At 62.2% G+C, this 25,724-nt stretch carries 27 protein-coding genes; 13 read left to right on the top strand and 14 right to left on the bottom strand.

Features of this window, described 5'->3' with window-relative positions; translation table 11 throughout:
- Positions 1-211 precede the first annotated feature (211 nt).
- The 6 genes from RHIBR816_RS0109445 (at position 212) to RHIBR816_RS33885 (ending at position 5,783) form a co-directional block, all read left to right on the top strand.
- Positions 212-793: a dienelactone hydrolase family protein gene (locus RHIBR816_RS0109445; protein WP_018236281.1), complete on the top strand. Its 582-nt coding sequence runs from the start codon at positions 212-214 to the stop codon at positions 791-793.
- 223 nt (positions 794-1,016) lie between these two features.
- Entirely contained in the window at positions 1,017-1,940 is a 924-nt protein-coding gene (gene gcvA / locus RHIBR816_RS0109440; RefSeq protein WP_026186808.1) for a transcriptional regulator GcvA, read from the top strand.
- A 538-nt stretch (positions 1,941-2,478) separates the two neighbouring features.
- Positions 2,479-3,633 (top strand): FAD-dependent oxidoreductase, encoded by a 1,155-nt coding sequence (locus RHIBR816_RS0109430; RefSeq protein ID WP_018236279.1) that lies wholly within the window; start codon positions 2,479-2,481, stop codon positions 3,631-3,633.
- A 10-nt stretch (positions 3,634-3,643) separates the two neighbouring features.
- The gene (locus RHIBR816_RS0109425; protein WP_026186807.1) at positions 3,644-4,684 is read left to right on the top strand and encodes an alcohol dehydrogenase; all 1,041 of its coding nucleotides are present in this window, start codon (positions 3,644-3,646) and stop codon (positions 4,682-4,684) included.
- The gene (locus tag RHIBR816_RS0109420) at positions 4,671-5,351 is read left to right on the top strand and encodes a cupin domain-containing protein (protein ID WP_018236277.1); all 681 of its coding nucleotides are present in this window, start codon (positions 4,671-4,673) and stop codon (positions 5,349-5,351) included. Before RHIBR816_RS0109425 ends, RHIBR816_RS0109420 begins: the two co-directional genes overlap by 14 nt.
- A gap of 153 nt (positions 5,352-5,504) precedes the next feature.
- On the top strand, positions 5,505-5,783 hold the full coding sequence (locus RHIBR816_RS33885) for a hypothetical protein (protein ID WP_018236276.1): 279 nt from the start codon (positions 5,505-5,507) through the stop codon (positions 5,781-5,783).
- Between the two features lie 180 nt (positions 5,784-5,963).
- Here RHIBR816_RS33885 and RHIBR816_RS0109410 read toward each other — a convergent pair whose 3' ends face one another.
- On the bottom strand, positions 5,964-6,863 hold the full coding sequence (locus RHIBR816_RS0109410) for a LysR family transcriptional regulator (RefSeq protein ID WP_018236275.1): 900 nt from the start codon (positions 6,861-6,863) through the stop codon (positions 5,964-5,966).
- A 121-nt stretch (positions 6,864-6,984) separates the two neighbouring features.
- On the opposite strand from RHIBR816_RS0109410, the gene RHIBR816_RS0109405 reads away from it, so the two are divergent.
- The 6 genes from RHIBR816_RS0109405 to RHIBR816_RS0109380 all read left to right on the top strand — a co-directional run bounded on the left by RHIBR816_RS0109405 (position 6,985) and on the right by RHIBR816_RS0109380 (position 13,300).
- Complete coding sequence (locus tag RHIBR816_RS0109405; RefSeq protein WP_018236274.1) at positions 6,985-8,223, top strand: MalY/PatB family protein; 1,239 nt, start codon at positions 6,985-6,987, stop codon at positions 8,221-8,223.
- A gap of 11 nt (positions 8,224-8,234) precedes the next feature.
- Positions 8,235-8,702, top strand: coding sequence for a RidA family protein (locus RHIBR816_RS0109400; RefSeq protein ID WP_018236273.1), 468 nt, complete (start codon positions 8,235-8,237; stop codon positions 8,700-8,702).
- A 113-nt stretch (positions 8,703-8,815) separates the two neighbouring features.
- Positions 8,816-9,832, top strand: coding sequence for an amino acid ABC transporter substrate-binding protein (locus tag RHIBR816_RS0109395; protein ID WP_018236272.1), 1,017 nt, complete (start codon positions 8,816-8,818; stop codon positions 9,830-9,832).
- A 123-nt stretch (positions 9,833-9,955) separates the two neighbouring features.
- Complete coding sequence (locus tag RHIBR816_RS0109390; RefSeq protein ID WP_018236271.1) at positions 9,956-11,206, top strand: amino acid ABC transporter permease; 1,251 nt, start codon at positions 9,956-9,958, stop codon at positions 11,204-11,206.
- A gap of 1 nt (position 11,207) precedes the next feature.
- The gene (locus RHIBR816_RS38310) at positions 11,208-12,512 is read left to right on the top strand and encodes an amino acid ABC transporter permease (protein WP_018236270.1); all 1,305 of its coding nucleotides are present in this window, start codon (positions 11,208-11,210) and stop codon (positions 12,510-12,512) included.
- A gap of 8 nt (positions 12,513-12,520) precedes the next feature.
- On the top strand, positions 12,521-13,300 hold the full coding sequence (locus RHIBR816_RS0109380; RefSeq protein ID WP_026186805.1) for an amino acid ABC transporter ATP-binding protein: 780 nt from the start codon (positions 12,521-12,523) through the stop codon (positions 13,298-13,300).
- Positions 13,301-13,471: 171 nt separating this feature from the next.
- Here the strand turns inward: RHIBR816_RS0109380 and RHIBR816_RS0109375 are convergent, their stop codons facing one another.
- From RHIBR816_RS0109375 to RHIBR816_RS0109350, 6 genes are all read right to left on the bottom strand, one after another.
- The gene (locus RHIBR816_RS0109375) at positions 13,472-14,146 is read right to left on the bottom strand and encodes a 4-carboxy-4-hydroxy-2-oxoadipate aldolase/oxaloacetate decarboxylase (RefSeq protein ID WP_018236268.1); all 675 of its coding nucleotides are present in this window, start codon (positions 14,144-14,146) and stop codon (positions 13,472-13,474) included.
- Between the two features lie 115 nt (positions 14,147-14,261).
- Positions 14,262-15,098, bottom strand: a complete 837-nt coding sequence (locus tag RHIBR816_RS0109370; RefSeq protein ID WP_018236267.1) for an ABC transporter substrate-binding protein — start codon at positions 15,096-15,098, stop codon at positions 14,262-14,264.
- A gap of 33 nt (positions 15,099-15,131) precedes the next feature.
- Positions 15,132-15,896, bottom strand: coding sequence for an amino acid ABC transporter ATP-binding protein (locus RHIBR816_RS0109365; protein WP_018236266.1), 765 nt, complete (start codon positions 15,894-15,896; stop codon positions 15,132-15,134).
- Positions 15,893-16,651, bottom strand: coding sequence for an amino acid ABC transporter permease (locus RHIBR816_RS0109360; protein ID WP_018236265.1), 759 nt, complete (start codon positions 16,649-16,651; stop codon positions 15,893-15,895). The genes RHIBR816_RS0109365 and RHIBR816_RS0109360 overlap by 4 nt, the downstream gene beginning before the upstream one ends.
- Entirely contained in the window at positions 16,648-17,355 is a 708-nt protein-coding gene (locus RHIBR816_RS0109355; protein WP_018236264.1) for an amino acid ABC transporter permease, read from the bottom strand. The genes RHIBR816_RS0109360 and RHIBR816_RS0109355 overlap by 4 nt, the downstream gene beginning before the upstream one ends.
- A complete protein-coding gene (locus tag RHIBR816_RS0109350; RefSeq protein ID WP_018236263.1) occupies positions 17,348-18,118 on the bottom strand; it encodes an SDR family oxidoreductase in 771 nt (256 codons plus the stop codon). The genes RHIBR816_RS0109355 and RHIBR816_RS0109350 overlap by 8 nt, the downstream gene beginning before the upstream one ends.
- A 282-nt stretch (positions 18,119-18,400) precedes the next feature.
- Here RHIBR816_RS0109350 and nac point away from each other — a divergent pair, with 282 nt between their 5' ends.
- Entirely contained in the window at positions 18,401-19,306 is a 906-nt protein-coding gene (gene nac / locus RHIBR816_RS0109345; protein ID WP_018236262.1) for a nitrogen assimilation transcriptional regulator NAC, read from the top strand.
- A 299-nt stretch (positions 19,307-19,605) separates the two neighbouring features.
- Here nac and RHIBR816_RS0109340 read toward each other — a convergent pair whose 3' ends face one another.
- The 7 genes from RHIBR816_RS0109340 to RHIBR816_RS0109310 are packed head-to-tail and all read right to left on the bottom strand — an operon-like array spanning position 19,606 to position 25,645.
- On the bottom strand, positions 19,606-20,808 hold the full coding sequence (locus RHIBR816_RS0109340) for a pyridoxal phosphate-dependent aminotransferase (protein WP_018236261.1): 1,203 nt from the start codon (positions 20,806-20,808) through the stop codon (positions 19,606-19,608).
- A 48-nt stretch (positions 20,809-20,856) separates the two neighbouring features.
- A complete protein-coding gene (locus tag RHIBR816_RS0109335) occupies positions 20,857-21,624 on the bottom strand; it encodes a 5-oxoprolinase subunit PxpA (RefSeq protein ID WP_018236260.1) in 768 nt (255 codons plus the stop codon).
- A gap of 38 nt (positions 21,625-21,662) precedes the next feature.
- Positions 21,663-22,661, bottom strand: coding sequence for a biotin-dependent carboxyltransferase family protein (locus tag RHIBR816_RS0109330; RefSeq protein ID WP_018236259.1), 999 nt, complete (start codon positions 22,659-22,661; stop codon positions 21,663-21,665).
- Positions 22,658-23,368 carry a 5-oxoprolinase subunit PxpB gene (gene pxpB / locus RHIBR816_RS0109325; RefSeq protein ID WP_018236258.1) on the bottom strand — a complete coding sequence of 237 codons (711 nt, stop codon included), beginning with the start codon at positions 23,366-23,368 and terminating at the stop codon, positions 22,658-22,660. The genes RHIBR816_RS0109330 and pxpB overlap by 4 nt, the downstream gene beginning before the upstream one ends.
- Positions 23,369-23,370: 2 nt before the next feature.
- Positions 23,371-23,817, bottom strand: a complete 447-nt coding sequence (locus RHIBR816_RS0109320) for a hypothetical protein (RefSeq protein WP_018236257.1) — start codon at positions 23,815-23,817, stop codon at positions 23,371-23,373.
- Positions 23,814-25,205, bottom strand: a complete 1,392-nt coding sequence (gene accC, locus RHIBR816_RS0109315; protein ID WP_018236256.1) for an acetyl-CoA carboxylase biotin carboxylase subunit — start codon at positions 25,203-25,205, stop codon at positions 23,814-23,816. The genes RHIBR816_RS0109320 and accC overlap by 4 nt, the downstream gene beginning before the upstream one ends.
- Positions 25,205-25,645: a biotin/lipoyl-containing protein gene (locus tag RHIBR816_RS0109310; RefSeq protein ID WP_026186804.1), complete on the bottom strand. Its 441-nt coding sequence runs from the start codon at positions 25,643-25,645 to the stop codon at positions 25,205-25,207. The genes accC and RHIBR816_RS0109310 overlap by 1 nt, the downstream gene beginning before the upstream one ends.
- Positions 25,646-25,724 lie beyond the last annotated feature (79 nt).

Genomic DNA, 25,724 nt, shown 5'->3' with positions numbered 1-25,724 from the left:
TCCTCGGCCGGCAAACCCTTTCGCCGCGCCCCGATGAGCTGGTCGGCCAACCCCGAGACGGGATCGCCCAGTTGCTGCTTGAAGCAGCCGTTCATCGAAGCGCTGTCGTCGGGCCGCGGCCTTGAGTGTCGGTGTGTGGTTGTGCTAGCCGTTGCGTGAAGCGGATGACGCGCTGCTGCATGTTTCCTTCCATTCCGCCCGGAGGCGCTCTATGGCTGAGGTCCTGCTGTTTCATCACGCACAGGGGCTGACGGCCGGTGTCCGCGCGTTCGCCGACGACCTGCGGCAAGCCGGGCACACCGTACACACACCGGACCTGTTCGGCGGACGCACCTTCCAGAGCATCGACAAGGGTCTCGCCTACATCGAAGAGACCGGATTCGACGAGATGCGCGAGCGCGGTGTCCGCGTCGCCGACGAACTGCCCATCGATCTCGTCTACGCAGGGTTCTCGTTCGGCGTGCTGCCGGCGCAAAAGCTCGCACAAACACGGCCCGGAGCCCGCGCAGCGCTGCTCTTCCACTCCTGCCTACCGATCAGCGGCGCGTGGTCCTTTGGACCATGGCCGGACGGCGTCTCGGTGCAGATCCACGGGATGGACAACGACCCGGTCTTCGTCGGAGAAGGCGACATCGATGCGGCCCGCGAGATCGTCGAGAAAGTCGAGGACGCGGCGCTTTTCCTGTACCCCGGCGATCAGCACTACTTTGCCGACAGCTCGCTCCCGTCATTCGACGCCGATGCGGCGGCGCTCCTCACTCGACGGGTGCTTGAATTCCTGAACCGCGTCTGACGATGCTGGCCTTGAGCGTGGGAGTACAGACGTAGGCCCAGGGCAAAGGCTCGTCGAGCTAGCTGCTGGGATGACCGTTGACAATCCCGCTGAGGACGCCGGTCAGATAGGCAAACGGCCCGACGTCATTGAATTTGGCGTTTCGCCGATGGCTGAAAACGGAGAGGTTACTTGGTATCGTTAGGTGTTCAGCTCTCCTCATTTTCCGCAAGAGAAAGTCACCTTGAACAGGAAATCACCCGTCTACCTGAATGCGTTGCGCGCCTTCGAAGCCAGTGCTCGTCATGGCAGCTTTTCCGGCGCCGCCGAGGAACTCAACGTCACCGCGGCGGCGGTCGGGCAGATGGTGCGCGGGCTTGAGGACTGGCTGGATATGCCGCTGTTTCATCGTAGCGCCACCGGGAAGACGAGACTTACTCCAACCGAAAGCGCCGAGCGCGCGCTGCCGGACATCCGAGCCGGGCTCGATCGCCTCGGGATCGGATTCGACCGGCTTCGGGAGTCAACGACGAGCGGTATCCTCAACGTCACCGCCAGCCCCGCCTTCGCCGCCAAATGGCTGCTTCCACGCATCGACCGCTTCCAGGCCAGATGCCCGGACACCGACATTCGGCTCGAGACGAGCTTGAGGCTCGTCGACTACAAGGCGCATGGTATCGACGTCGGGGTTCGATACGGGGACGGGAACTGGCCTGGGCTTATCGCGGAAAGGCTGATGGACGAGGAGATCTTTCCGGTCTGCTCACCCGGTTTCCCTGACATTGGTCGTCTGACCGAACCCGCCGATCTCACGCGAACAACACTGATCCACGACCTCTCTGTGGATCCGGCGATCGGATTCGTCACCTGGGACATGTGGCTTCGGGCTGCCGGCGTACCCGAGAGCCAACCGCAGAGGGGCATGAGGATCGACAACTCTGCTGCGGTGCTCCAGGCAGCAATCGAAGGGCGAGGCGTGGCTCTGGCACGCAGCATTCTGGCGCGCGACGATCTGGCGGCCGGGCGGCTCCGGCGCCTTTTTCCCGAAGTCCAAGTGCCTTCGAAATTGGCCTACTATGTCGTCTATCGGGCGGAATACGCTTCGCTGGCCAAATTGCAGGCGTTTCGCAACTGGCTAATCGAGGAGGCGACGCCGCTCCGGTCCTGAGCAGCAGTTATCAAAGACGACTGACGAGGACAGCGGCAAAGTTTTTCTTTGCTGCTGGCAAGAAACTCTCATTTGTCAGGGCGGCCTTTCAACGGCATTCAAGTGTCCATTGCGCACGTGTCCGCACTGGAAAATCTCCATCCGACACGGCTCCTCACAGAAATCCACTGCCTCGCTTGCGCACCTTATGCCAGGCGACGCTAGAGAGAGGATGATCATGGCCTATCTTGAAATCACGCTGCAGATCGCTGCCGAGAACCGCCGTGCCGCCGCAGGTGTCTGTATAAGGAGCCTTTCCTGTCGCAGATCGCGGGCGCGACCTCCAAGGAGCTTCTCATACGCGACGACGACGTTCAGGTGCTTCACGGATTCAACAGCGTCGAGGACGCAAAGGCGTACCTGGAAAGCGCAATGTTCAACGACGATGTCGTTACTGGGCTGAAGCCGCTACTGGCGGCCGCACCGGAAACCCGAATCTACGCCGTGGCCTGAGCCGCGCCTAAAGGAAGGGCCGGATCACCAGCCCCTAGTCTTTACGATGAGCTCATCCGTGTCACAAACCATTCTGATCGTTGGTGGCGGGCTTGCAGGTCTGACTGCAGCCCGCCTCCTCCATCAAGCCGGCATCGGCTTTCAGCTTCTTGAGGCGCGTGACCGCTTGGGCGGCCGCATTTTGTCGGTCGACGCTACCGGTGAAGCATCGGATGACGGCTTCGATCTTGGACCATCCTGGTTCTGGCCCGGCATGCAGCCAGCACTGGGCAACCTCGTCAATGATCTCGGTCTCACCTACTTTGAGCAGAACAGCGACGGCGACGTGGTCTTTCAGCGGATGTCCCGCGAATCCCCTCAGCGCTATCGCGGAATGCGGCAGGAACCGCAGTCAATGCGGCTCGCGGGAGGTACGGGTGCCATCATTTCGGCGCTTGCCGCGGGCCTGCCCGCGCAAAGCATTCAACTCGGTGCGCGGGTGACGCATGTCTCGCTCGAGGGCCAAGACGTCGTTGTGCAGTACGTCGATGCGAGCGGATCGGCACATAAGCAGCGGGCATCGCATGTCCTGTTCGCATTGCCGCCGCGTCTGCTCGAGGCAAAGGTTCTGTTCTCACCCGCTCTCGACGTCGTGACATCCGAGCGATGGCGGCGGACCCCGACCTGGATGGCGCCGCATGCAAAGTTCTTCGCGTTATACGACCGCGCATTCTGGCGCGACGCCGGCCTGTCGGGCACGGCGCAGAGCATGGTCGGGCCGCTGGTCGAGATTCACGATGCGACAACCGCTTCGGGCCAAGCCGCCCTGTTCGGCTTCGTCGGCGTTCCCGCCGGAGAGCGCGCGGCCGTCGGACGCGATGCGATCGTTGCGGCTTCGGTTCGGCAGCTTGCGCAATTGTTCGGGCCGCAGGCCGCCAGCCCCCGCGCAACCTTGTTCAAGGACTGGACGGACGACCCGCTGACCGCAACCGCGGATGACAGCCAATCGGGTGGCCATCCGAGTCCTGACCGACGGCCATGGGTCAATGGAAAATGGCGGGACTATATTTCACTGGTCGGCAGCGAAACGAGCCTCAGTGAACCCGGCTACCTCGCCGGCGCCGTCGAAGCTGCCACCCGGACCGTCACCGAGCTCATGAGCAGGCTGAACGGGTCCGAGAGACACAGGTTCTCCGCTCCGTCCTTAGACTCCCAGACATAGGACAGGAACCATGAAGACCACATATCGAGCCATGCAGGTGACGACGCCCGGCACACTCGAACTGGTGGAACGCGAGGCACCCAAACCAGGACGTGGTGAGGTGCTGATCGCCGTCGAAGCATGCGGCATCTGCGGCGCGGATGCGAGCGACATCGACAAGGCCGATCCGACACTGACGCCGCCGCGCGTTCCCGGTCACGAGGTGGTCGGCCGCATTGTTGCCGTCGGTCCGGACGCGCCTTCGATCTGGAAGATCGGCCAGCGCGTCGGCGTCAGCCGTCTCGGCGGCCACTGCAACGAATGCCGCGAATGCCGCCGCGGCCGTTTCAATCTTTGCCGTAACCAGCCCATTGTCGGATCGTCCTGCGACGGGGGTTATGCCGAGATGATGATTGCGCGGGCGACTGGCCTCGTTTCCATCCCGGATGAACTATCGTCCGAAGAGGCCGCGCCCATCCTCTGCGCCGGCATCGCCACATTCAACGCACTGAAGAAATCGGGCGCCGAGGCGGGCGATACCGTCGCCATTCTCGGAATCGGCGGCCTCGGGCACATGGCGCTGCAATATGCCCGCAAGATGGGATTCCGGGTGATGGCGATCGGTCGCGGCGAGGACATCGCCGCGGATGCCATGAAGCTTGGCGCCCATCGCTACGTTGACACGAACAAGGAAGACGCCGCCGATGTTCTGAACGCTATTGGCGGTGCGAAAGCCATTCTGACGACGATCGCCAATCCAACCGCCGTTACCGCATTGATGCCGGCGCTGGCGCCGGAAGGTCGGCTTGTCGTACTCGGCGTCGGCAAGGATCCGCTGCCGGTCTCGACGAGTTACCTTGTCGGTGCCGAGCGTGGCGTTATCGGCTCGATTACAGGATCGCCGTTCGAGAATGAGAAGACGCTGGATTTCAGCGCGCTGGCGGGGGTACGTCCGATGATCGAGACCATGCCGCTGGAGCGCGCCGCCGAGGCGGTTCACAAAATGAGTTCCGGCGACGTGAAGTTCCGGGTGGTCCTGACGATGGGAGACCAGTCCAATGCGCATCAATGAAGACCTGACGAAACCGGTAATCGTCCACGCCGCCCGCCTCGACTGGCTTCCAAGCCCCGCCGCTGGCGTCGATCGTCGGATGCTCTATCGCGTCGGCGGCGAGGTTGCCCGGGCGACCTCGATCGTGCGCTATGCGCCGGGCAGCGCCTTTCCGCGCCATGTCCATGCCGGGGGCGAGGAAATACTCGTGCTCGAGGGGACCTTCCAGGACGAACACGGCGACTATCCGGCCGGAAGCTATTTCCGCAACCCGCCCGGCACCGCCCATGTGCCTGCATCGGAAGGCGGCTGCACGATCTTCGTGCGCTTATGGCAGTTCCGGGAGGGCGACCATGTGCAAATTGTTCGCCAGCCTGGTGAGGGTGAAGCGGCACCTCTGCGCGAAGGGGCCGACGCAGCGCGTATTCTGTTCGAAGACGAAAAGGAACGTGTTTCGATCGAGGATTGGCGGCCTGGCTCCGCCATAACAGTGGAAAATTCCCGCGGTCTCGAGTTCCTGTTGCTTTCCGGCAGCCTGAGCTTTCAAGGCGAGAAACTGCAGCCGCAAGCTTGGGCGCGACTGCCTGCGGGGCAACCACTTGAAGCGACGACGGGCACCGAGGGCGCTGAGATCTGGATCAAGGAGGCGCCGCCCCAGCACACTGATGTGTTGCCGATGCCGGCTTGAAAGAGGGAAGGAATGCTATCCGCCGGGCTGAGCCGCCACCATCCCTCACACGCGCGAGGCCATACTTGGCAGGCGCCGTGCAGGCATCCGCTCGGGCCATCCAAGACGTCGTTCAGAAATTCACTTCCAACAAAAGCTGAAGGGATCTTACGCATGGGGATCGTCGAGTTCCGCGACACCACCGGTTTGTCGGAAGAACCTTCACTTTTCCAGACCTATGTTCTCGGCAGCCCGTCCTTCTGGTTCGCCGACGGAGCGATATACGAGCTGGAGGCCAGCTATGCTGAAAGACATCGGCAAGTTGAAGCGGATGTGATCCTCTATGTCGGCGGCCTGGAGACGTCACGTTACGATCCCGCACGAAAGGGAAAGACCCGCGATGTTGTCGCCGGCATGCGTAAGTTCGAAGAGCGTCTTCGCGCGCGGGTATAGCGGTCTCGAAATCACCTCGACAGTCATAGCCGGCAAGGATCACATCGGCTCCGTGAGACCGGGATTTCAGTGGGGGATCACAACGGCGCTTCGCGATTGAACATTCGCAATCACGGCAATGGTGACGGCAAGCTTCAGAAAGCCGTCGATAGGGGTCGTCTCCTCCTCGCTCCTCGGAGATCAAGGCAAGGGTGCGCGCCCCATCTCGCCGGCCAGTTTCAGGAAGCCATCGATATAGGAGGTCGTCTCCTCCCCTCGCCGGACGCCCAGATTGATGCTCTTCTGGATACCGGTATCGCCGAGACGAAGCGCCCGGATCGGCATTCCAGATGCATCCTCATGCAGCAGCCAATCCGGAAGAACCGTCACTCCCCTGCCCGCGCAGACGAGTTGCAGCATCAGATCGATGGTTTCGGCTGTGCGATGCTGTCGAGGCCGGCAATGCGCGGGAACGAGGAACTTGGTGTAGATGTCCAGGCGCTCCAACGTCACCGGGACCGTGATCAGCTCCTCTTCAAGCAGGTCCTGGGGTTGCACGCTTGTTCTGCCGGCAAGCGGGTGCTTCTCGTGCACCATCAGGACCAGCTCGTAGTCAAATACCGGCGTGAACTGCAGTTCCGGCGCTTCGACCGGGTCCGGCGTTATCAGCAAATCGATCTCGTAACCGAGGAGTGCCTCGACACCATCGAAGCGAAAGGCAGTGCGCACATCGAAGTCGACGTCCGGCCAGCGAACCAAATAGGGGGTCGCAATGCGCGTCAGCCATCGCTGGCAGGGATGGCATTCCATGCCGACGCGCAGCGCTCCCCTCCTTCCTCGCGCAAAGTCGCTCAGGACCCGTTCCGCATGCTCCATCTGCGGGAGAACCCGCTCGGCGACAGAAAGCAGATATTCACCTGTTTGTGTCAGGCGAAGGCCTCTCCCCGTCTTCATCCAGACCTTGATGCCGTGCCGTTCTTCGAATTTTGCGATCGTATGGCTCAAAGCCGACTGGGTGACGTTCAGCTTCTCGGCCGCCGCGGTGACGCTACCGCGGCGGGCAACTTCTCTGAGGATTGCAAGGTGCTGCCTATCCAGCATTATGATGTCCGTTCATGAGCAGATGAAATCATACCATTTCCGCTCATAATGCAATGCGGTTAACCTCTTCGTCAACCTGGCGCCATCCAAGGCAGCCCAAGACGGACGAAAGGAAACCGCTGTGACGAAGCTGGCAACTGCAAGACATCCCGACGCGGATCAGATCCGGACGTCATCGATTTTCGATGAGATCATCCACCGCAAGAACAGCAACTCGATGAAGTGGGCCTACGCCGACAAATTGCTGACGCCGGACGAAGCTGCCGCCGATCCCCTGCCGATGTGGGTAGCCGACACCGACTTCAAGGCGCCGCAAGCCGTCATCGATGCGCTTCACGCGGCCGTCGATCATGGTGTGTTCGGCTATCCGGGCGGCGCGACCGCATCTTATCTCAATGTCGTTGTCGGATGGCAGCAGCGGCGTTTCGGCTGGGACGTTCCGAAGGAGTGGATCCTCCAGACGTCCGGCATCATCACCACACTGAAAACCGCGGTACAGGCATTTTCGGCGCCGGGCGACAGCGTCCTGATCCAGCCGCCGGTCTATGCGCATTTCCACAACGACGTCCTGCTGAATGGACGCCATCTGGCCTACGCTCCGCTCGAGTTCACCGGCGACGGCTATCGTTTCAACGCAAAGACCTTCGAAGCGGCTATCCGCCCCAATACCAAGATCTTCATCCTGAGCCATCCGCATAATCCGACCGGCAATGTCTGGTCGGAAGACGAACTTAGGATGATGGGGGAAATCTGCGCCCGCAACGGCGTGCTGGTCATCTCCGATGAAATTCACGAGGACCTGATCCTCAACCCGGCAAAGAAGCATATCCCGTTCGCCTCGCTCGGCGAAGAATTTGCCCAGAATAGCATCACCTGTACCGCGCCCAGCAAGACCTTCAACCTGCCGGGCCTGCAGAGCGCAAACGTCTTCGTTGCGAACAAGCGGATCCGGGACGAACTGAATCGCCAGTATGCGCGCAACGTCTTCGAACTGGTCAACGTACTGGGCATGGTTGCCGCGGAAGCGGCTTATGCGCATGGCGAGCCGTGGCTCGAGGAGATGCTGGGCTACCTCAGGGCAAATCACACGCATTTCGCCAAGGCGATCAACGAGGCGGACCCGCGCCTGAAGGTCCTGCCGACCGACTCCCTCTACCTCGCGTGGATGGATTGCCGCGACCTCGGAATGGATGCCGAACGGCTCAACAGGTTCATGCTGACCAAAGGCCGTGTCTGGCTCGACAAGGGCCAGAAATTCGGGATCGAGGGTCACGGCTTCATGCGCGTCAATCTCGGCTGCCCGCGTTCCACCGTCGACGAAGCCATCCGGCGCATCACCGCCGCCGTTTCCACCATCTGAACGGAGCTCCCATGTCGCAAAGCGTCCCCCAGCGGCTCGCCGAACTGAGCCTCGTCCTGCCCGCAGCTGCGAAGTCCGTCGCCAATTATCTTCCGGTCGCGGCAAGCGGAAATCTTGTCCTGACCTCCGGACAGCTGCCGCTTGCCGACGGCAAACTGGTCGCCACCGGTCTGCTCGGCCGTGATCTAGATGTTGCCCAGGGCATGCTCGCCGCCCGCCAATGCGCCTTGAACATTCTGGCGCAGGTCGAGGCGCATCTCGGCAGCCTCGATAAGATCGGTGCGATCGCCAAGATCACCGTGTTCGTGGCGTCTGCGCCGGGTTTCACGGAGCAGCATCTCGTCGCCAATGGCGCTTCGGATCTTCTCGTCGCCGTCCTCGGTGACAAGGGCAAGCATGCGCGCTCCGCTGTCGGCGTGGCGGCGCTGCCCTTGAACGCGCCGGTCGAGATCGAAGCCATTATCCAGACCGCCTCATGACACCGATCTTTGCCGGTCCTGACCGGCAAAGACGCTTCGGGAACGCAACCGATCCGGACGCGGAAAAAGCGGCAACAGCCACCGCCAACGGATCATCAAACGGGAGAAAGACCATGAAAACGATGATAGCAATTGCCACGGTGACAGCGGCGACGCTGAGCGCGGGTCTGGCTTCAGCCGGCACACTGGCCGACGTCCAGACGCGCGGCAAGCTCAACTGCGGCGTGACCGGCGGCCAGGCAGGCTTCTCGGCTCCGGATGCCAACGGCGTCTGGCACGGAATGGACGTCGATTATTGCCGGGCGATCGCCGCAGCCGTGCTGAAGGACCCGAACGCGGTCACCTTCGTTCCGACGACTGGCCAGACACGCTTTACGGCATTGGCCTCCGGCGAAGTGGACATCCTCGCCCGCACCACGACATGGACCTTCTCCCGCGACGTCGACCTCAAGTTCTCGTTCGCCGGCGTAAACTATTATGACGGTCAGGCTTTCATGGTGCCGAAGTCGCTCGGCATCAGCAGTGCCAAGGACCTGGACGGCGCCACGGTCTGTATCCAGACCGGCACCACCACCGAACTAAATCTCGCGGAATATTTCCGCAGGATCAACATCAAGTACGAGCCGGTCCCGGTCGAAAACAATGCTGATGTGCAGCAGAAGTTTCTCGCCGGCGCTTGCGACGTCATCTCGTCGGATGGATCGGATCTGGCCTCGACGCGCTCGAGCTTCAAGAACCCGCAAGACTACATCATTCTTCCCGAGATCATCTCCAAGGAGCCGCTTGGTCCGCTGGTGCGTCAGGGCGACGATCAGTGGGCCGATATCGCCCGCTGGACGCTCAACGCGCTGATATCCGCCGAGGAACTCGGCGTCACGGCCGAAAATGCCGATAAGGACGCGGCCGAAGCCGACAATCCGGACATTGGCCGACTGCTCGGCAAGGACGACAAACTCGGCGAAATGCTGGGCCTCGATAACGAATGGGCCAAGCGCGCCGTTTCCGCCGTCGGCAACTATGGTGAGATATTCGACCGCAACCTCGGCGAAAAGACGCCGATCGCACTCGAGCGCGGCCTCAATTCGCTCTGGACGAAGGGCGGCCTGATGTACGGTCTGCCGCTTCGCTGAGAGACCATCGGGCGCGGGATCATTCCCGCGCCCTTTGCTTTCGCTCTTCTGCTTTTCGTTCTGCCCTGTCGCATTCGAACCCGTTTTCGATGCATGCGCAGCGAACCCTAAGGGGGATTTCGCATGGCCATAACCAGCGGCGCCCAGCGCCAAGCCTTTCACCTGAACATGCTCTTCAACGATGCGCGCTACCGCGCCCGGACCATCCAGGTCATCGCATTTTGCATCCTCGTGCTCGCCGCCGGTTGGCTGATCGACAACACCGTCCGCAATCTGGCAGCCCTCGGCAAGGATTTCTCGTTCGGCTTTTTGTGGAGCACGGCCGGTTACGACATCGCGCCGCATTCCATCGATTATTCAAGCGCCAGCACCCATGCCCGAGCGGCTTTGGTGGGCCTTCTCAACACGTTGATCGTCGCCGCGATGGCCTGCGTGACCGCCACCATCCTCGGGGTGTTCGCCGGCGTGCTGAGGCTTTCGAACAACTGGATCGTCGCCCGACTGATGACGGTTTATGTCGAGAGCTTTCGCAACATTCCGGCGCTGCTCTGGATCATCGTCGTCGCGGCCATGTCCGAATCCATGCCGGCGCCAAGCGCCTTCCGTGGAGAACATCCGCAGGCGTCGATGCTGTTCTTTGACAGTATCGCCGTGACCAACCGTGGCATCTATTTGCCGGTGCCCGACTTCGCCCGCAGCCTGGGACAATTGCCGGCTGCACTCGGGTCGCTCGATGTGAACTACGTCGCTATCTGCGCGCTGCTCGTGCTCGCGTTTCTGGCCCATCGGACTGTGCTAAGGCACGCCGAGCGGGTCCAGAGCGTCTCGGGCGAGCGTCCCTCCACCTGGTGGAAGAGCCTCTGCATCTTCGTGCTGCTGCTCTTCGGCCTGCTCTACGCACTCGGGTTTCATTTCGACTATCCCGCCCTTAAAGGCCTGAACTTCACAGGCGGGCTGCAGTTGCGAAACGCGTTCATTGCGCTCTGGATCGGGCTGAGTGTCTACACCGGCGCATTCATCGCCGAGATCGTTCGCTCGGGCATCCTGGCGATTTCCCGCGGCCAATCGGAGGCCGCTCACGCCCTTGGGCTCACGCCGGCACGCACCATGCGCCTGGTGATCCTGCCGCAGGCGCTCAGGATCATCATCCCGCCAATGATCTCGCAGTTTCTCAACATCACCAAGAACACCTCGCTGGGCTTGGCCGTCGGCTACATGGACCTGCGCTCGACACTCGGCGGCATCACCATCAACCAGACCGGGCGTGAACTCGAGGGCATGCTGCTGATGATGCTGATCTATGTGTCGATCAGCCTTGCGATCTCCGGCGTCATGAACGTCTACAATGGCCGGGCCCGGCTGAAGGAGCGCTGAGATGAATATGCACAACATCTCCTGGGTTCGTCAGGACATCGTCGCACCGTCGCCTCGCCCGCCTGGCCAGGGTGGCGTCATGGACTGGGTGCGCAAGAACCTCTTCAACGGCTGGGTCAGTTCGTTGCTGACGGTCGCCTCGGTGATGGCGATCGCCTGGGGGGTGATGGCGATCGCGCCCTGGCTCGGCAATTCCGTCTGGCATGCCGGCTCTCTCTCCGAATGTCGCCAGATCCTCGACGGTGCGCCCGGCGCCTGCTGGGGCGTCATTCGGGACCGCTGGACCCAGCTTCTCTTCGGCTTCTATCCCACGGCGCTCTATTGGCGCCCCATGCTTGCCTTCGTCCTCCTGTTCGCGGCGTTGGCACCAATCCTGTTCCGCGGCCTGCCGCAACGGGCACTCTGGTTCAGCGCGGTCTATCCGGGTCTTGCGTTCTGGCTGATCTGGGGCGGTAGCCTGTGGCTGCCGGTGTCGATCTATCTTGGATTTGCCGTTGCCACCGGCCTGTTCTCGATCGCGGTACGATCGGGTGTCGGTCTTGCCGCTACCGCTGCCATTGTCGGCGCGGCGCTTTGGTGGCTCTACGCCACGCCGGCTCTGGTAGAAATCGCCACTGATACCGCCCCCATCTTGCTTGTCCCGGTGACGTCACGCGAGCTCGGCGGCTTTCTGCTCTCCATCGTCATCGGCGTGTCTGGTATCGCACTGTCGCTGCCGCTCGGCATCCTGCTGGCTCTCGGACGCCGCTCCGGCCTGCCGCTCATCCGCATGCTCAGCGTCACTTTCATCGAATTCATTCGCGGCGTGCCGCTGATCACGCTTCTGTTCACCGCCTCGTTGCTGCTTAACTATTTCCTGCCGCCGGGGACGAGTTTCGACCTTATCCTGCGCGTCGTGATCATGGTCACTCTCTTTGCCAGCGCCTATATGGCCGAGGTGATCCGCGGCGGTCTCGCCGCCCTGCCCCGTGGCCAGTATGAAGCCGCCGGGGCCCTTGGGCTTGATTACTGGAAGGCGCAGCGACTGGTGATCCTGCCGCAGGCGCTGAAGATTTCGATCCCCGGCATCGTCAACTCTTTCATCGGGCTCTTCAAGGACACGACGCTCGTCATGTTCATCGGGCTCCTGGATCCGATCGCGCTCGCCGCCGCCATCCGCGCCAATACCAATTGGCAGGGCATCTATTGGGAACTCTTCATCTTCATCGGCGCCGTGTTCTTCGTCTTCTGCTTCGGCATGTCGCGCTACTCGCAATATCTCGAGCAGCGTCTGAGGACGGATCATCGTTGGGAGGAATGCGCATGAACAACACAATGACGCAACGAGTATCCGCGCACAAAGACCGGCTCGCAGTCGCCGGTTTCGCCGTCGAGATCGCCGGCATGAACAAATGGTATGGCGATTTCCACGTCCTTCGCGACATCAATCTTACCGTCAGGCTTGGGGAACGCATCGTCATCTGCGGACCGTCGGGTTCCGGAAAGTCGACGATGATCCGCTGCATCAACCGACTTGAGGAGCATCAATCCGGCACGATCGTCGTCGACGGGATCGAACTCACCAGCGATCTCAAGAAGATCGAGGAAGTTCGTCGCGAAGTGGGCATGGTGTTCCAGCACTTCAACCTTTTTCCGCATCTGACGATCCTGCAAAACTGCATGCTTGCGCCGGTCTGGGTGCGCAAAGTCCCGGAAAAGCAGGCCAGGGATCTCGCCATGCACTTCCTGGAAAAAGTACGGATTCCCGATCAGGCGCACAAATATCCGGGCCAGCTTTCGGGCGGACAGCAGCAGCGCGTCGCGATCGCACGCGCGCTCTGCATGAAGCCGCGCGTCATGCTGTTCGACGAGCCTACCTCGGCGCTTGATCCGGAGATGATCAAGGAAGTGCTCGACACAATGATCGCGCTCGCCGAGGAGGGCATGACCATGCTCTGCGTCACCCATGAGATGGGCTTCGCCCAGGCGGTGGCGGACCGGGTGATCTTCATGGACCAGGGCCAGATCGTTGAGGAGAATGGACCCAAGGCTTTCTTCAGCGCGCCGCAGTCTGAGCGGACCCGTGCCTTCCTGGGTCAGATCCTGGGCCACTGATCTGATGAAAGCTTGCAGCGAAACCGCAGTGATCGCCCGCGAGCGGCGGTCTCCGCGGTTACCTGTGACCGATTGGACGTGTTCCGCCACCAGCTGGCCGTCATTCTGATCGATGCCAGCGCGGCTGCCAACCTGCTCTCTTTGCGAGCGCCGACATCAGCGAGACTGCCGTCAGTCTTCGAGGACGAGACCCTTTGCTTTCAGCACGGCTTCCAGTTTGCTGACTTCAATGACCGACTTGCCGGCCTTGTATGCGGCGATGTAGTCGGCCTCGGCGTCCTCTCGGGCTTGCGCCAGCTTCGCCACGTCGCGCGCCTCCGACCGCCGAACGACGACCAGGCCATCCGCGTCGCCGGCGATGATATCGCCCGGGTGCACGATTTCGTCGCCGATCAGGATCGGCTCGTTCGTGGCGCCGAGCGTTTCCTTGACGGTGCCCTTGATGCAGACGCTCAGCGAAAAGACCGGAAAGCCGAGTTCGCGCAATTGCAACGTGTCGCGAACGCCCGTGTCGGTCACAAGGCCGCCGATGCCTTTTGCCAGGCAGGCATTGGCGAGTACATCGCCGAACGACCCGGCTTCCTCGTATTCGCCGGCGGAAACAACGATGATGTCGCCGGGTTGAGCGTAGTTGATCGCGACCTGAAGCATGATGTTGTCGCGCGGCGCGCATTTGACCGTGAAGGCCGGGCCGCAGAGCTTCATGCGATAGTCGATCGGCTTCAGTCGGGAAGACAGCGCGCCCCTGCGGCCCTGCGCCTCATGAAGGGTAGCCGGCGAAAACCTGGCGATGGCCTCGATCTCGTCCTTGCTCGGGCGCTCGAACCTTTGCTTCAGTTTGATCATTTTTGACGTTCCTTCATTTGATGAACGCTGCGGGGCTCCCCGCAGGCACGACCGTCCCGTGGTGCGGCATGAGCGCATGCCGCACCGGGGAAGCGAAAATCATGGCACTCAGGGATTACGGGATCGGCTCGAACTTCAGTTCGGTGATCGGGACGACCTTGTCGGTGCGGGTCATCTTGTACTCGGTGCTCGGTCCGAGCCACTTGTCCCAGATCTTGTTGATCTCGCCGGACTTATCGAGCGAGACCAGGATTTCGTTGATCTTCGCGGTCAAGGCCGGCTCGTCCTTCTTCATCCCAATGCCGATCGGCTGGAAGAGCATGGGCTCTTCGATCATCCGCATCGCGGCACCCTTGGTCTTCGACTCGTTGACGATTTTCGTCGTCGTCATCGTGTTGGCGACCAGGCCACGGGCCTTGCCCTGCTGGACGGCCAGATACGCCGAACCGGTATCCTGGAAGGTCAGCGGCTTTGACTCGTTCTTGCGGATGGCGAGTTCCGAGGTCGAGCCCTTCGTCGAGGCGAGGCGGACACCGGCGAAATCCGCCTTCTTCTGGCCCGGGTCGTCGGCCTTCACGATCAGCATTTCCTTGGCGAGATAATAGGGATGGCTGAACTGGATCTGTTCGGCGCGGCTGAGCGTATAGGCAAGGTTGGCCACCGCGATATCGACATGTCCGAGTTTCACTTCGGGAACACGCGCTTCGACCGAGAGCGGCTTGATCTCAGCCTTGACGCCGAGTTCGCGGGCAATCGCGTTGCAGAGATCGACGTCGAAACCGGCCATCTCGCGCGTTTTCGGGTCCGGGGCCGCGAAGGGCGGCACGTCGGCGAAGGTGCCGCAGCGGATCGCCTTGGCCGCCGTGATGTCGGCAAGCTTGTCGGCCTTTGCCGGACCGGCAATCGCGGTCACAGCGAGCGCGGCGCCTATGGTCCATGACTTCAATTTCATTGCTTGAGTCTCCTCTGGGGTTGGTTTTTTTGGTCAGTGCCGCAATTCGCTCAGGAAGCGCTGCGCTCGCGTGGTCTGTGGGCGAGAGAAGAATTCTTCAGGCGGGGCGGATTCGACGATCTGTCCCTGATCTATGAACCAGACGCGATCCGCGACATCACGCGCAAACCCCATCTCGTGGGTGACGCACATCATCGTCATGCCGTCCGCCGCCAGGCCTTTCATGACCGAGAGGACCTCGCCGACCATTTCCGGATCCAGCGCGCTCGTCGGCTCGTCGAACAGCATAACCGGCGGCTCCATCGCCAAGGCGCGCGCGATCGCGACGCGTTGCTGCTGGCCGCCCGAGAGTTGGCCGGGATAGGCATTGGCCTTGTCGGTGAGACCGACGCGTTCGAGGAGCTGAGTGGCCTTGGCATAGGCGGCGTCGCGCGAAACGCCCTTTACTCGGATCGGTGACATTGCAATGTTGTCGATCGCCGACAGATGCGGAAACAGGTTGAAGCTCTGGAAAACGAAACCTATGCGGCTGCGCAACCGGTTGAGTTCCTGGGCAGGCATCGGCCGATGGATGTTGTTGCCGTCGCAACTTATCGAGCCGCTGCCGATCTCCTCGAGCCGGTTGACGGTCCGGATCAATGTCGACTTGCCGGAGCCGGACGGGCCGCAGATGACGACGACCTCGCCGCGAGCCACTTCGGCATCGATTCCTTTAAGAACCTCGTAAAGGCCGTAGCTCTTGCAGACGCCTTTCAGCTCAATCATTGGCGTATTCTTCGAGGGCGCGATCGTGTTCATGATGGCTGATCCGTGAGAGCTGCGAGTTTAAGGGACTTCGCGGTTGGCAGCGGCACCATGCCGGCGCGCTTGCGGGTGATCCGGCTTTCCGTGGCTACGGCCACCCGGGTCAACGACCAGCAGATCACGTAGTAGACGGCTGCGAGGATGAAGAAGACCTGGAACGGCTGCGTCAGCAGCTGGTTGTTGATCTGGCTGGCAGCGAAGGTGAGGTCGGGCACGTTGATCACGTAGCCGAGCGTCGTGTCCTTGATCGTCGAAACGAAGACCGAGATAATGCTCGGGATCACGTTGTAGAGCGCCTGGGGCAGGATGACGTAGCGCATCGCGCCGAGATAGCTGTGGCCGAGCGCCCGGGCCGCCTCCATCTGGCCGTGGCCGAGCGCCACGATACCGCCGCGGACCACCTCGCTCAGGAAGGCGCCCTGGTAGACGACGAGCGTCACCAGCATGGTGAGGAAGCTCGGCACATTGGCGCCGGTGGCGAGCGGCACCAGGAAGTAACCCCACAGGATCAGCATCAGCAGCGGCACGCCGCGTGTGAAATAGACGAGCGCGGTGACGGGCCAGTTCAGAAACGGCGATTTCGAAAGCCGGGCGAGCGCCAGAGCGATGCTCACCGGAAAGGCGAAGGCGATCGCGAGGATGGACAGGATCAATGTCGCCGCAAGTCCTCCGAGCGGGCCATTCGGATACTGCCCGATGAGCAGCAGCAGCCAGTAATCGCGGATGATGACGATGATGTCGCTGATCATGCCCGTGCCCTCCTGAGCGGGTCGGCTCTGCGAGCGACGTAGGCGCCGGCCGCCATGATCATCAGCGAGAAGACGAGGTAGAGAACGGTTACCAGCAGGTAGCTCTCGAAGGTGCGGAAGCTCAGGTTTTCGATCTCCTTGACCGCGTAGGTGAGCTCCGCCACGCCGATCGCGACGGCAAGGCTGCTGTTCTTGAACAACGAGACGCTGTGGTTGACGAGGGCGGGCAGCGCGTTTCTTACCCCTTGTGGGACCATGACGAAGCGCATGGACGAAACATAGCTGTGGCCAAGGGCGCGGGCCGCTTCCATCTGGCCGGGGCTGACCGCCCGCATGCCGGAGCGAAGGTCCTCGCTGAAATAGGCGGCCTGGCAAAGGCCCAGGCCGATCACCGCAAAGATCGCCTCGGCATTGTGATCGTTCAGCCAGAAGGTGACCGGGTCGGGCATCAGCGTGAAGATGCCGAAGTACCAGAGCAAAAGCTGCACCAGCGTCGGGACGTTGCGGTGATAGGAAACGTAAGCCGTGACGAACGCATTGCCGACCGGCCCGGGCGCATAGCGAAGCCCGAGCAGCAGGAGCGCGAGCGTCATGGCGAGAACCCAGGAGCCGATCGCCACGATGAAGGTCATCTTGATGCCGAGGAGCAGCATCGAGACATATTCCGGATTGCCCAGGATCTCGGAGAGGTCGAAGCTACTCACAGCCTTGATCCCCGCTCTTCGGAGACTGTGGCTTGGCCGTCTGCAGACCGCCCATCACCTGAAGTGTCGGCGTAATCTCCATGTGGCCGATGTTAACAGCGACCGGCGCGGCGATCGCGAAGGCTATGGCGTTGGCGATGTCTTTTGCTTCGGGAAGCTCGAAGCCATCGAGGAAACGTTCGCGGATCTCGGGACTGTCACCATGCACATGGGCGAAGATGTCGGTGGCGACCCGCCCTGGGCAAATCTCCGTCACCCGCACGCGCTTGCCGAAGGCATCGATGCGCAACTGGTTCGACAGCATGCTGACCCCGGCCTTCGTCGCGTGGTAAGAGGAGTTTCCGCCGAAACTGTACGTACCAGCGATCGACGAGATATTGATCACATGGCCGCAGTCACGCGCCACCATTCCGGGAACCACCATGCGGCACAGATGGAGAACGGCGCGAAGGTTGACGTCGACAAGCAGATCGATGTCGCCATCCTCGGCTTCCAGGAACTTCTTGGGGCGATCGACCCCGGCATTGTTGACGAGAATGTCGAACTTGACGCGGCTGGTGAGATCGGCGAGGGCGGCGCGGTCCGTGACGTCGATCGCATGCGCGACGCAGCCGGTGCGCTCTGCAAGCTTGCGGAGCGGCTCGGCACTGCGCGCGATCGCGTGCACTTCAAGCCCTTCGGCCGAGAAGCGCTCAACGATCGCCGCTCCAATTCCGGAAGAAGCACCGGTGACAAGCGCGGTTCTGTAATCGGAAAATGGCATCAGCGATCCCCTTTGTTTCAGGAACCTTAGCTGAGCTTTCGAGCCTGCGATAATTCCGATTATCTTTGGAGGGATAAGCCTATCTTATGAAGCGCGTCGCTCTGCGGTAGCCGATTGATTTCACAACGCTAATCTGTACGATCCGATCGTGATCGGACTGGCTTCCGGCCAGACCCGCGGCCCTGCGACGTTCGAAATGGGGACCTTTGAGCGGCCGCGTGAGAAAAACACAGTCAGGCAGTAACCATTCAGGCCGGCTGCAACAGCGAGCGCAATTCGCCGATGGATACCAGACGCTTCAAATCTTTCGTCGTGATCGTCGACACAGGCAGCATCACGAGAGCTGCGGATATCCTCCATATTGCGCAGCCTGCACTCAGTCAGCAACTGGCAGCACTGGAGGAGCATTTCGGAGCGAAGCTTCTGATAAGGAGCCAGCAGGGTGTCGTGATGACAGACGCCGGCGCCGAAGTTTACCGGCACGCGCAGATCATTCTCAGGCAGATGGAACAGGCGCGCGCCGACGTGACTGCGGCCGGGAAGCATCTCGCCGGTCGCGTGTCCGTCGGCTTGACGCCATTCAGCAGCGCGGCGACCCTTTCAATCGAACTTCTGGCCGAGACGAGGCGGCGCCACCCGGGCATCGTCCTCCACCTCACCGAGAGCGTTGGCCAGACCTACAGCCAGATGCTGATGAACAACCGGCTGGAAATCGCCCTGATCCACGGCGCCGGTCCGATAAAGGGCGTGCGCTTCGATCCGCTTTTGCGCGAGGATTTCTACCTTGTCGCGCACGAAAAATTCGGTATCGAAGCCGGCGAGACGCCGGTGGCGATCTCGGCCCTGGAACCGCTGCCATTCCTGATGCCGCCGGCCTACAACTTCGTGCGACGCGCGGTGGAGGCCGCCTTCGCAAGGAGTCGGGCGAATTTGACCGTGATCGGCGAGGTCGAGGTCATCCGGACGCTGACGCGGGCCGTCAGCAGCGGCCTCGGTGCGACCATCATGCCCAAGGCCGTGGCGGATCGCATCGTATCCGAGGGCGCCGGTCCAACCATTTGCCGGAGCATCTCGCCGAAGATCGAAGAGACGCTCTCCCTATGCGTATCGGAATTCGCGCCGCTGTCGGAACCGGCGCTGGCCGTCCAGGAGCTGCTGCGCGAACTGACGGAGCGGCTGAAGCATTGATGCATGTGCCAAATATGCGGCGGTCCCGAGAGAACGAGACCTTCCGAGCCAGTGGGATGGCACCCCCCTCTGCCCTGCCGGGCATCTCCCCCACAAGGGGGGAGATTGGCAAGAGGCGATGGTTCACCCCCCAATAATCCGTCTACCAGTTCATGGATGTGGTGGCTTCTGCTTCCTCGAATTCATCGTGGGGCAGGTCGTTGCCTCCAGCCGATCTCCCTCCTTGTGGGGGAGATGCCCGGCAGGGCAGAGGGGGGTATCGGCACCCGCTATCCCAAATCGGTCGCGTGCTCCACGCCCTATCGCAGATCCTTGCAGAACTGCGCGATCCGGTCGCAGCCTTCCGCGAGCTTCTCCATGCTGGTCGCATAGGAGATGCGGAAGAACGGGCTCATGCCGTAGGCGGCGCCCTGGACGGTTGCCACATGCTGCTCATCCAGCAGCGCCATGACGAAATCCGTGTCGGTTTCGATCTTGCGCCCCGACTTGCTCGTCCTGCCGATGAGCCCGGCAATGCTTGGGAAGAGATAGAAGGCGCCTTCCGGCTTGTGGCAGGTCAGGCCGTCGATGCCGGCGAGCCTATCGAGCACGAAATCGCGGCGCCTGCGGTAGATCGCCGCGCGCTCTTGCAAGAGACCCTGGGGTCCGTCGAGCACGGCCACGGCCGCAGCCTGGGTGATCGTCGAGGTGCCGCCCGCGTTTTGGCCGTTGACGTTGCTGATGGCGGCAATGAGCGCCTTAGGCCCACCGCAGAAGCCCAGCCGCCAGCCGGTCATGGCGTAGGCCTTGGAGGCGCCATTGACCGTCAGGACCCGGTCGTAAAGCCGGGGCTCGACCTCCGCTATCGTGCAGAACTCGAAGTCGTCGTAGACGAGGTGCTCGTACATGTCGTCGGTCATGATCCACACATCCGGATGACGCAGCATGACCTCGGCGATCGCTGCCATCTCGCTCCGCGAACAGGCCGCGCCAGTTGGGTTGTTCGGGAAGTTGAGGAACAGCCACTTCGTCCGGGGGGTAATGGCCGCTTCGAGATCCTCGGCGCGAAGCTTGAAGCCGTTCTCCTGGCCGCAGGCGACGGGAACCGGCACGCCCCCTGCGAAGCGAACGATGTCGGCGTAGCTGATCCAGGCCGGGGACGGTATGACGACCTCGTCGCCCGGATTGCAGGTCGCCAGGACGGCATTGAAGATCACCTGCTTGCCGCCGCCGGAAACGAGGATCTGGCCGGGCTCGTAGTCGAGATTGTTGTCCCGCTTGAACTTTCGGGCGATCGCCGCCTTGAGGGCCGGCGTGCCGTCGAGCGGCGGATATTTGGTATCGCCCGCAAGCGCCGCGGCATGGGCTGCCTCAATCGCATGGGGCGGCGTCGGGAAGTCAGGCTCGCCCGAGGACAGGGAAACGACGTCGATGCCTCGCGACGCGAGGTCGCGGGCACGCTGCGTCATTGCGGCAGACGCGGATACGGTGACGTTCTTCAGTCGGTCGGCAAGGGTCGGCATCGTTCTATCTTTCAAGGTCGTTAGGGTGTCAGGTTTTTGCGACGCACTTTAGGCGAGGACCTCGCGGGCGGGCACGATCGTCGCTCCGGCGGCCTCGATCTCGCTGCGGACGATCCGGGCCAGTTCGAGCGAACCCGGCGTGTCGCTGTGGACGAGGATCGAGCGAGCGCGGACCTCGATCGTCCGGTTGTCGATCGTCGTTACGGTTCCGCTTTCGAGGAATTGCCGGACCCGGGCACGAACCGCGGCTTCGTCCTTCAGGACGGAGTTCGGCAGTCTGCGCGAAACAAGCTGACCGACCGCATCATAGGCCCGGTCCGCCAGGAAGAGCGTGAGGGTCCTCAAGCCGGCGCGTCTGGCGGCCTTCTCTATTTCAGTATTGGGCATTGCGAAGACGATGAGCTCCGGATCCACTGATCTGACGGCTTGCATGATCAGGTCAGCGAGCGCGGGATCGCGGCTGATCCTATTGCCCATCGCGGCGTGAAAGCCGATGTGAGCGACCGGCACGCCTTCGCCCCTGGCGATCGCGGTCAACGCACCCAACTGGTAAAGAACCTGCTGGCGCATCTCGTCAGCCTCGACGGGCATCTCCCTGCGCCCGAAACCAAGCCGATCGGGGAAGCCGGGGTGAGCGCCGACCCCGACACCACGGGCCTTTGCCAACCTCACCATCCGCGCCATCGTCTCCGGATCGCCGGCGTGAAAGCCGCAGGCGATGTTGGCCGACGACACCACGTCCATGAGTGCTTCATCGTCGCAGAGCCGGTAGGGGCCGAAACCCTCGCCCATGTCCGAATTGAGATCGATTTTCATCGTTGCCTCTTTGGTCTTGGCTTGGTCAGCACAGCAAATTACCGGCGCGACATGACTGCGATCGCCTGGACGAGCATGGGCACGGTGCGACGGATATCCTCGAGATAGGCCTCTACCGCCCGCTCCACCGCAAGCGCCTCGGCGACACTCGACCGGACGAACCGGAGGCGGCTGCCGATCCGCGCCTGACCCAGCCGCCACAGATCGATGTCGATGACACCGGCAATCTTCGGGTAGCCGCCGGCGGTGTTGGCGTCGCTCATCTGGACGATCGGCTCGCCCGACGGCGGCATCTGCACGACGCCGGGAACGACGCCGTGCGAGCGCAACTCCACGGGGGAAGCGAGCTTGATCGGCTCGCCCGAGAGCCGATAGCCGGTGCGGTCGCTTTGCGAGGAGATCTTCCAGGTCTGGGACCAGAACCGTTCTGCCTCGCCACCGAAGAGAGCGTATTCTCCGGCGGGAACGGCCCGGACGAGAAGCGTGCCGTCCTCAGAAGCCGGGAAGTGATCGGCCAGCGCCGCTTCGGGCGGCATTGCCCCGAAACCGCCTGGCGGCATCGCATAGGCACCTGCGCCGCCAATGCCCAACCGGTCATTCACCGCGAGAAAACGACCGTCCAGCCCTCCGAACCCGCCCCGAAGCGACGTGCTGCGCGATCCCATAACCGGCGCGACATCGATGCCGCCGGCAAAACTCAGATAGGCACGCGCTGAGCGTTGGGGCGTATCGAGTTCCAGAACCTGGCCGGCCGAAACCGCTACCGCCCACCAGGGCGGAAGCCTGCCGCCATCCAGACGCGCGTCGCAATCCGCACCGGTGATCGCGACGGTCGTGTCCCGATTAACCCGAAGACGAAATGGAAAGGTCTGGACTTCAAGCGCGGCCTCCCCTTCGCCGTTGCCGACAAGCAGGTTTCCAACGGTCAGGGCAAGCCGATCCATCGCGCCGCTCGAGGTCACGCCGGCGTTGCGGAAACCGAAGCGGCCGAGATCCTGCACCGTGTTCAGGGGGCCGGTTTGAAGAACTTCGATCATAGTTCGATCCTCTCGGGAACGAAGCGGACCTTGTCGCCGGGCGCAAGCAGCGCCGGCGGGCTCTTCGTCGGGTCGAACATCGGCAGTTCGGCAAAGCCGATCGAGTTCCACCCGTTCGGGCCGGTCAGGACCGACACGCCCGTCTGCATGCCGCCGATCGTCACCGTGCCCTTGAGCATTCTGAGCGACGGCACGGTCTTGCGCGGCGTGTGGATGCGTGGATCGAGGCCGTGCAGATATCCGAAACCCGGCGCGCTGCCGAGGGCCACGACCGTGTAATCGCCTTGCCAGTGCAACTGCACGACCTCCCGATCGGTCAGCCGCGTGTAGTCGCAGACGGCGGCAAGGTCCGTCGCATGCTCGCCACCATAGGTTACGGGAATCTCCACTGTCTTGCCGACGAGGTCGATGGCTCGCGCACAGTTCCATTCGCTCAGCAGACGAGCCTCGAATTGTTCCGGCTCCACGGGCGTGCGCTTGAGGATCACCAGCAGGTTGGTGACTCCGGGAACGACTTCCCGGACTTCGGGCCACTGCTCCACGGCATGCGCCAGGGCCCAGATGCGCCGCTGTGCCTCGAGGTCGAATGCCCCCGGCGCCTCGATCAGGTAGGCGCCGGTGCCGATAGCGGAGATCTTCGGCTCGCCGGCGGGGACCGCAGAGATGAAGGCTGGCGTCGAGAGTGGTTTGTTTTGAAAGGAAATCATTGTCACGGCTCAATCAGAAAAACGGTGTCGCCATATCCGACCAACGCCTCGGGCTCGATGCAGCAACCCTCCAGCCTTCCTGACTCTTCGACCCGGACAGGCATGACGAGCGGCCCTATCTTGACGAAGCCGATGATCTGTTCCGGGATGACGGCCGCGCCTATGGTCGCTTCCGCCCTGTCGCGTGCCGGGTGCACGGGCAGGAAGTGGCCCGCAATAGGTGCCTTGACGGGCATCGCAGGCGAAACCGAGAGATCCGGGTTGCTGTCGGTGTTGTCGGTAGACACGCCCGCGCCGGCCACAATCCGAACGAGCCGGCCGTCTTTCGTCTCGATCTCGATCGAATTGACCCCGGCCTCGTCGAGCCAGAGAGCGATCTTCCCCAGGATCACCGGATCCAATACCTGCTCGGCGATCGAGCCGCTCTTTCGCTTAGGGCCCTTTATCATTTCTTTCGCTCGCCCAGCCACTTCTCAAGGTAGTGAATATCGGTCCCGCCAGTACAGAATGCCGGGTCCTCAAAGAGCTCCCGATGGAGTTGAAGGTTGGTCGATATCCCGTCGATCCTGGTGTCTGCCAAGGCCACCCGCATCCGGCGGATGGCCTGGTCTCGCGTCGGCGCGTGGACAATCAGTTTTGCGATCAGGGAATCGTAGTGCGGCGATACCTTGTAGCCGCTCGTCACATGGGTATCGACGCGGATACCGGGCCCACTCGAAAATTCGGCATTGGTGATCCTGCCCGGTGACGCGGCGAAGGTGAAAGGATCTTCGGCGTTGATCCGGCACTCGAAGGAATGGCCATGCGCCCGCACATCGGCTTGGGCAATGGAGAGCGGCAATCCTTGGGCAACGCGAAGCTGTTCGCAGACGATATCGATCCCAGCGGTCATCTCCGTTACAGGGTGTTCGACCTGAAGACGCGTATTCATTTCGATGAAGTAGAACGCGCCATTCTCGTAGAGAAACTCGAAGGTTCCGGCGCCCCGGTAGCCGATCTGTCGGCACGCTTGCGTGCAGCGCTCGCCCACCGCCGCAACAAGCTCGACAGGGATGCGGGGTGCCGGCGCTTCCTCGACCACCTTCTGGTGGCGTCGCTGCATCGAGCAGTCGCGGTGGCCGAGCCACACGGCATTGCCGTGCTCGTCGCAGAGCACCTGGATTTCGATGTGGCGTGGATGCTCGAGGAATTTCTCCATGTAAAGCTCCGGCCTGCCGAATGCCCTTCGAGCCTCCTCGCGTGTGACCGATACGGCATTGCCGAGCGCTGAGGGGTCATGAACGACGCGCATGCCGCGGCCGCCACCACCGCCTGCCGCCTTGACGATCACTGGAAATCCTATGCTCTCGGCAATGCTCTCAATCGGCTTGATATCGTTGGGAAGTGCGGCGTCCGGACCGGGCACGCATGGCACGCCCGCTTCGATCATTGCGCGTTTGGCGGCGATCTTGTCACCCATCGTGCGGATCGCGGAAGCTGGCGGCCCTATGAAGATAAGTCCCGCGGACTCGACGGCTTCCGCGAAGCCCGCGTTCTCCGAAAGAAATCCGTAACCCGGGTGAATTGCGCCCGCGCCGGTTGCCCGTGCTGCCAGCAGGACCGCGGCCTGATTGAGGTAGCTTTGGCCTGGGGCGGCGGGTCCGATACAGACAAATTGGTCGGTCGTCGTTCGATAGGGCGCATCCCGGTCGGCATCCGAGCAGATCATGACGGTGTGTAGCCCGAGCTCCCGGCAGGCACGCTGAACACGCAGGGCGATCTCGCCGCGATTGGCGATCAGCACCTTATCGAACCGGCGTCCGCTCCCAGCCTCGCTTCCCATTTGCGCTGGCGCCATCATCCGATCTCCATCAACGGCTGCCCCGCTTCCACTTCCTGACCATCCTCGACAAGAATCCGCGTGATCGGCCCGGCAGTGTGGGCGGAAACGGTATTGAAGACCTTCATCGCCTCGACGATGCAGAGGCTTTGACCCACCTCGACGACATCTCCGAGCTTGACGAAGGCGGGTGCGCCGGGATTGGGCGACCGATGCAATACTCCGAACACCGGCGCCACTACAATTTTGCCCGCGCGTGTCTCACTTTCAGGCCGCCGCTCGCCTCCAGCAGCGACAGAGGGCTCCGCAACCTGGTGGCGTGCTGGAGTGGGAACCGAGCTCCGTGGGGACAACCCATTCGATATCCTAACGGTGACACCGTCCTCGGTCACCGTGAGTTCGGAAACGCGCGAACGGCCGACGAATTCGATAAGTGCTCTGATCGTTTCCAGATCCATCACGGTCCACCCATTCACCGCTTCCAGGTCATCTTTCCAAATGACAAATCAGATCGGCGACCGCGTAAGTCCAAGGATC

It is taken from the genome of Ensifer sp. BR816 (assembly GCF_000378985.1).
Classification (GTDB): domain Bacteria; phylum Pseudomonadota; class Alphaproteobacteria; order Rhizobiales; family Rhizobiaceae; genus Sinorhizobium.
Note: the sequence above shows the minus strand (reverse complement) of the source record. Positions and strands in the feature narration are given on the sequence as shown.

Coding starts and splice junctions, on each gene's coding strand:
- RHIBR816_RS0109445 (WP_018236281.1), top strand. CDS start 212: ATGGCTGAGGTCCTGCTGTTTCATCACGCACAGGGGCTGACGGCCGGT.
- RHIBR816_RS0109430 (WP_018236279.1), top strand. CDS start 2,479: ATGAGCTCATCCGTGTCACAAACCATTCTGATCGTTGGTGGCGGGCTT.
- RHIBR816_RS0109425 (WP_026186807.1), top strand. CDS start 3,644: ATGAAGACCACATATCGAGCCATGCAGGTGACGACGCCCGGCACACTC.
- RHIBR816_RS0109420 (WP_018236277.1), top strand. CDS start 4,671: ATGCGCATCAATGAAGACCTGACGAAACCGGTAATCGTCCACGCCGCC.
- RHIBR816_RS33885 (WP_018236276.1), top strand. CDS start 5,505: ATGGGGATCGTCGAGTTCCGCGACACCACCGGTTTGTCGGAAGAACCT.
- RHIBR816_RS0109410 (WP_018236275.1), bottom strand. CDS start 6,863: ATGCTGGATAGGCAGCACCTTGCAATCCTCAGAGAAGTTGCCCGCCGC.
- RHIBR816_RS0109400 (WP_018236273.1), top strand. CDS start 8,235: ATGTCGCAAAGCGTCCCCCAGCGGCTCGCCGAACTGAGCCTCGTCCTG.
- RHIBR816_RS0109395 (WP_018236272.1), top strand. CDS start 8,816: ATGAAAACGATGATAGCAATTGCCACGGTGACAGCGGCGACGCTGAGC.
- RHIBR816_RS0109390 (WP_018236271.1), top strand. CDS start 9,956: ATGGCCATAACCAGCGGCGCCCAGCGCCAAGCCTTTCACCTGAACATG.
- RHIBR816_RS38310 (WP_018236270.1), top strand. CDS start 11,208: ATGAATATGCACAACATCTCCTGGGTTCGTCAGGACATCGTCGCACCG.
- RHIBR816_RS0109380 (WP_026186805.1), top strand. CDS start 12,521: ATGACGCAACGAGTATCCGCGCACAAAGACCGGCTCGCAGTCGCCGGT.
- RHIBR816_RS0109375 (WP_018236268.1), bottom strand. CDS start 14,146: ATGATCAAACTGAAGCAAAGGTTCGAGCGCCCGAGCAAGGACGAGATC.
- RHIBR816_RS0109370 (WP_018236267.1), bottom strand. CDS start 15,098: ATGAAATTGAAGTCATGGACCATAGGCGCCGCGCTCGCTGTGACCGCG.
- RHIBR816_RS0109365 (WP_018236266.1), bottom strand. CDS start 15,896: ATGAACACGATCGCGCCCTCGAAGAATACGCCAATGATTGAGCTGAAA.
- RHIBR816_RS0109360 (WP_018236265.1), bottom strand. CDS start 16,651: ATGATCAGCGACATCATCGTCATCATCCGCGATTACTGGCTGCTGCTG.
- RHIBR816_RS0109350 (WP_018236263.1), bottom strand. CDS start 18,118: ATGCCATTTTCCGATTACAGAACCGCGCTTGTCACCGGTGCTTCTTCC.
- nac (WP_018236262.1), top strand. CDS start 18,401: ATGGATACCAGACGCTTCAAATCTTTCGTCGTGATCGTCGACACAGGC.
- RHIBR816_RS0109340 (WP_018236261.1), bottom strand. CDS start 20,808: ATGCCGACCCTTGCCGACCGACTGAAGAACGTCACCGTATCCGCGTCT.
- RHIBR816_RS0109335 (WP_018236260.1), bottom strand. CDS start 21,624: ATGAAAATCGATCTCAATTCGGACATGGGCGAGGGTTTCGGCCCCTAC.
- RHIBR816_RS0109330 (WP_018236259.1), bottom strand. CDS start 22,661: ATGATCGAAGTTCTTCAAACCGGCCCCCTGAACACGGTGCAGGATCTC.
- pxpB (WP_018236258.1), bottom strand. CDS start 23,368: ATGATTTCCTTTCAAAACAAACCACTCTCGACGCCAGCCTTCATCTCT.
- RHIBR816_RS0109320 (WP_018236257.1), bottom strand. CDS start 23,817: ATGATAAAGGGCCCTAAGCGAAAGAGCGGCTCGATCGCCGAGCAGGTA.
- accC (WP_018236256.1), bottom strand. CDS start 25,205: ATGGCGCCAGCGCAAATGGGAAGCGAGGCTGGGAGCGGACGCCGGTTC.
- RHIBR816_RS0109310 (WP_026186804.1), bottom strand. CDS start 25,645: ATGGATCTGGAAACGATCAGAGCACTTATCGAATTCGTCGGCCGTTCG.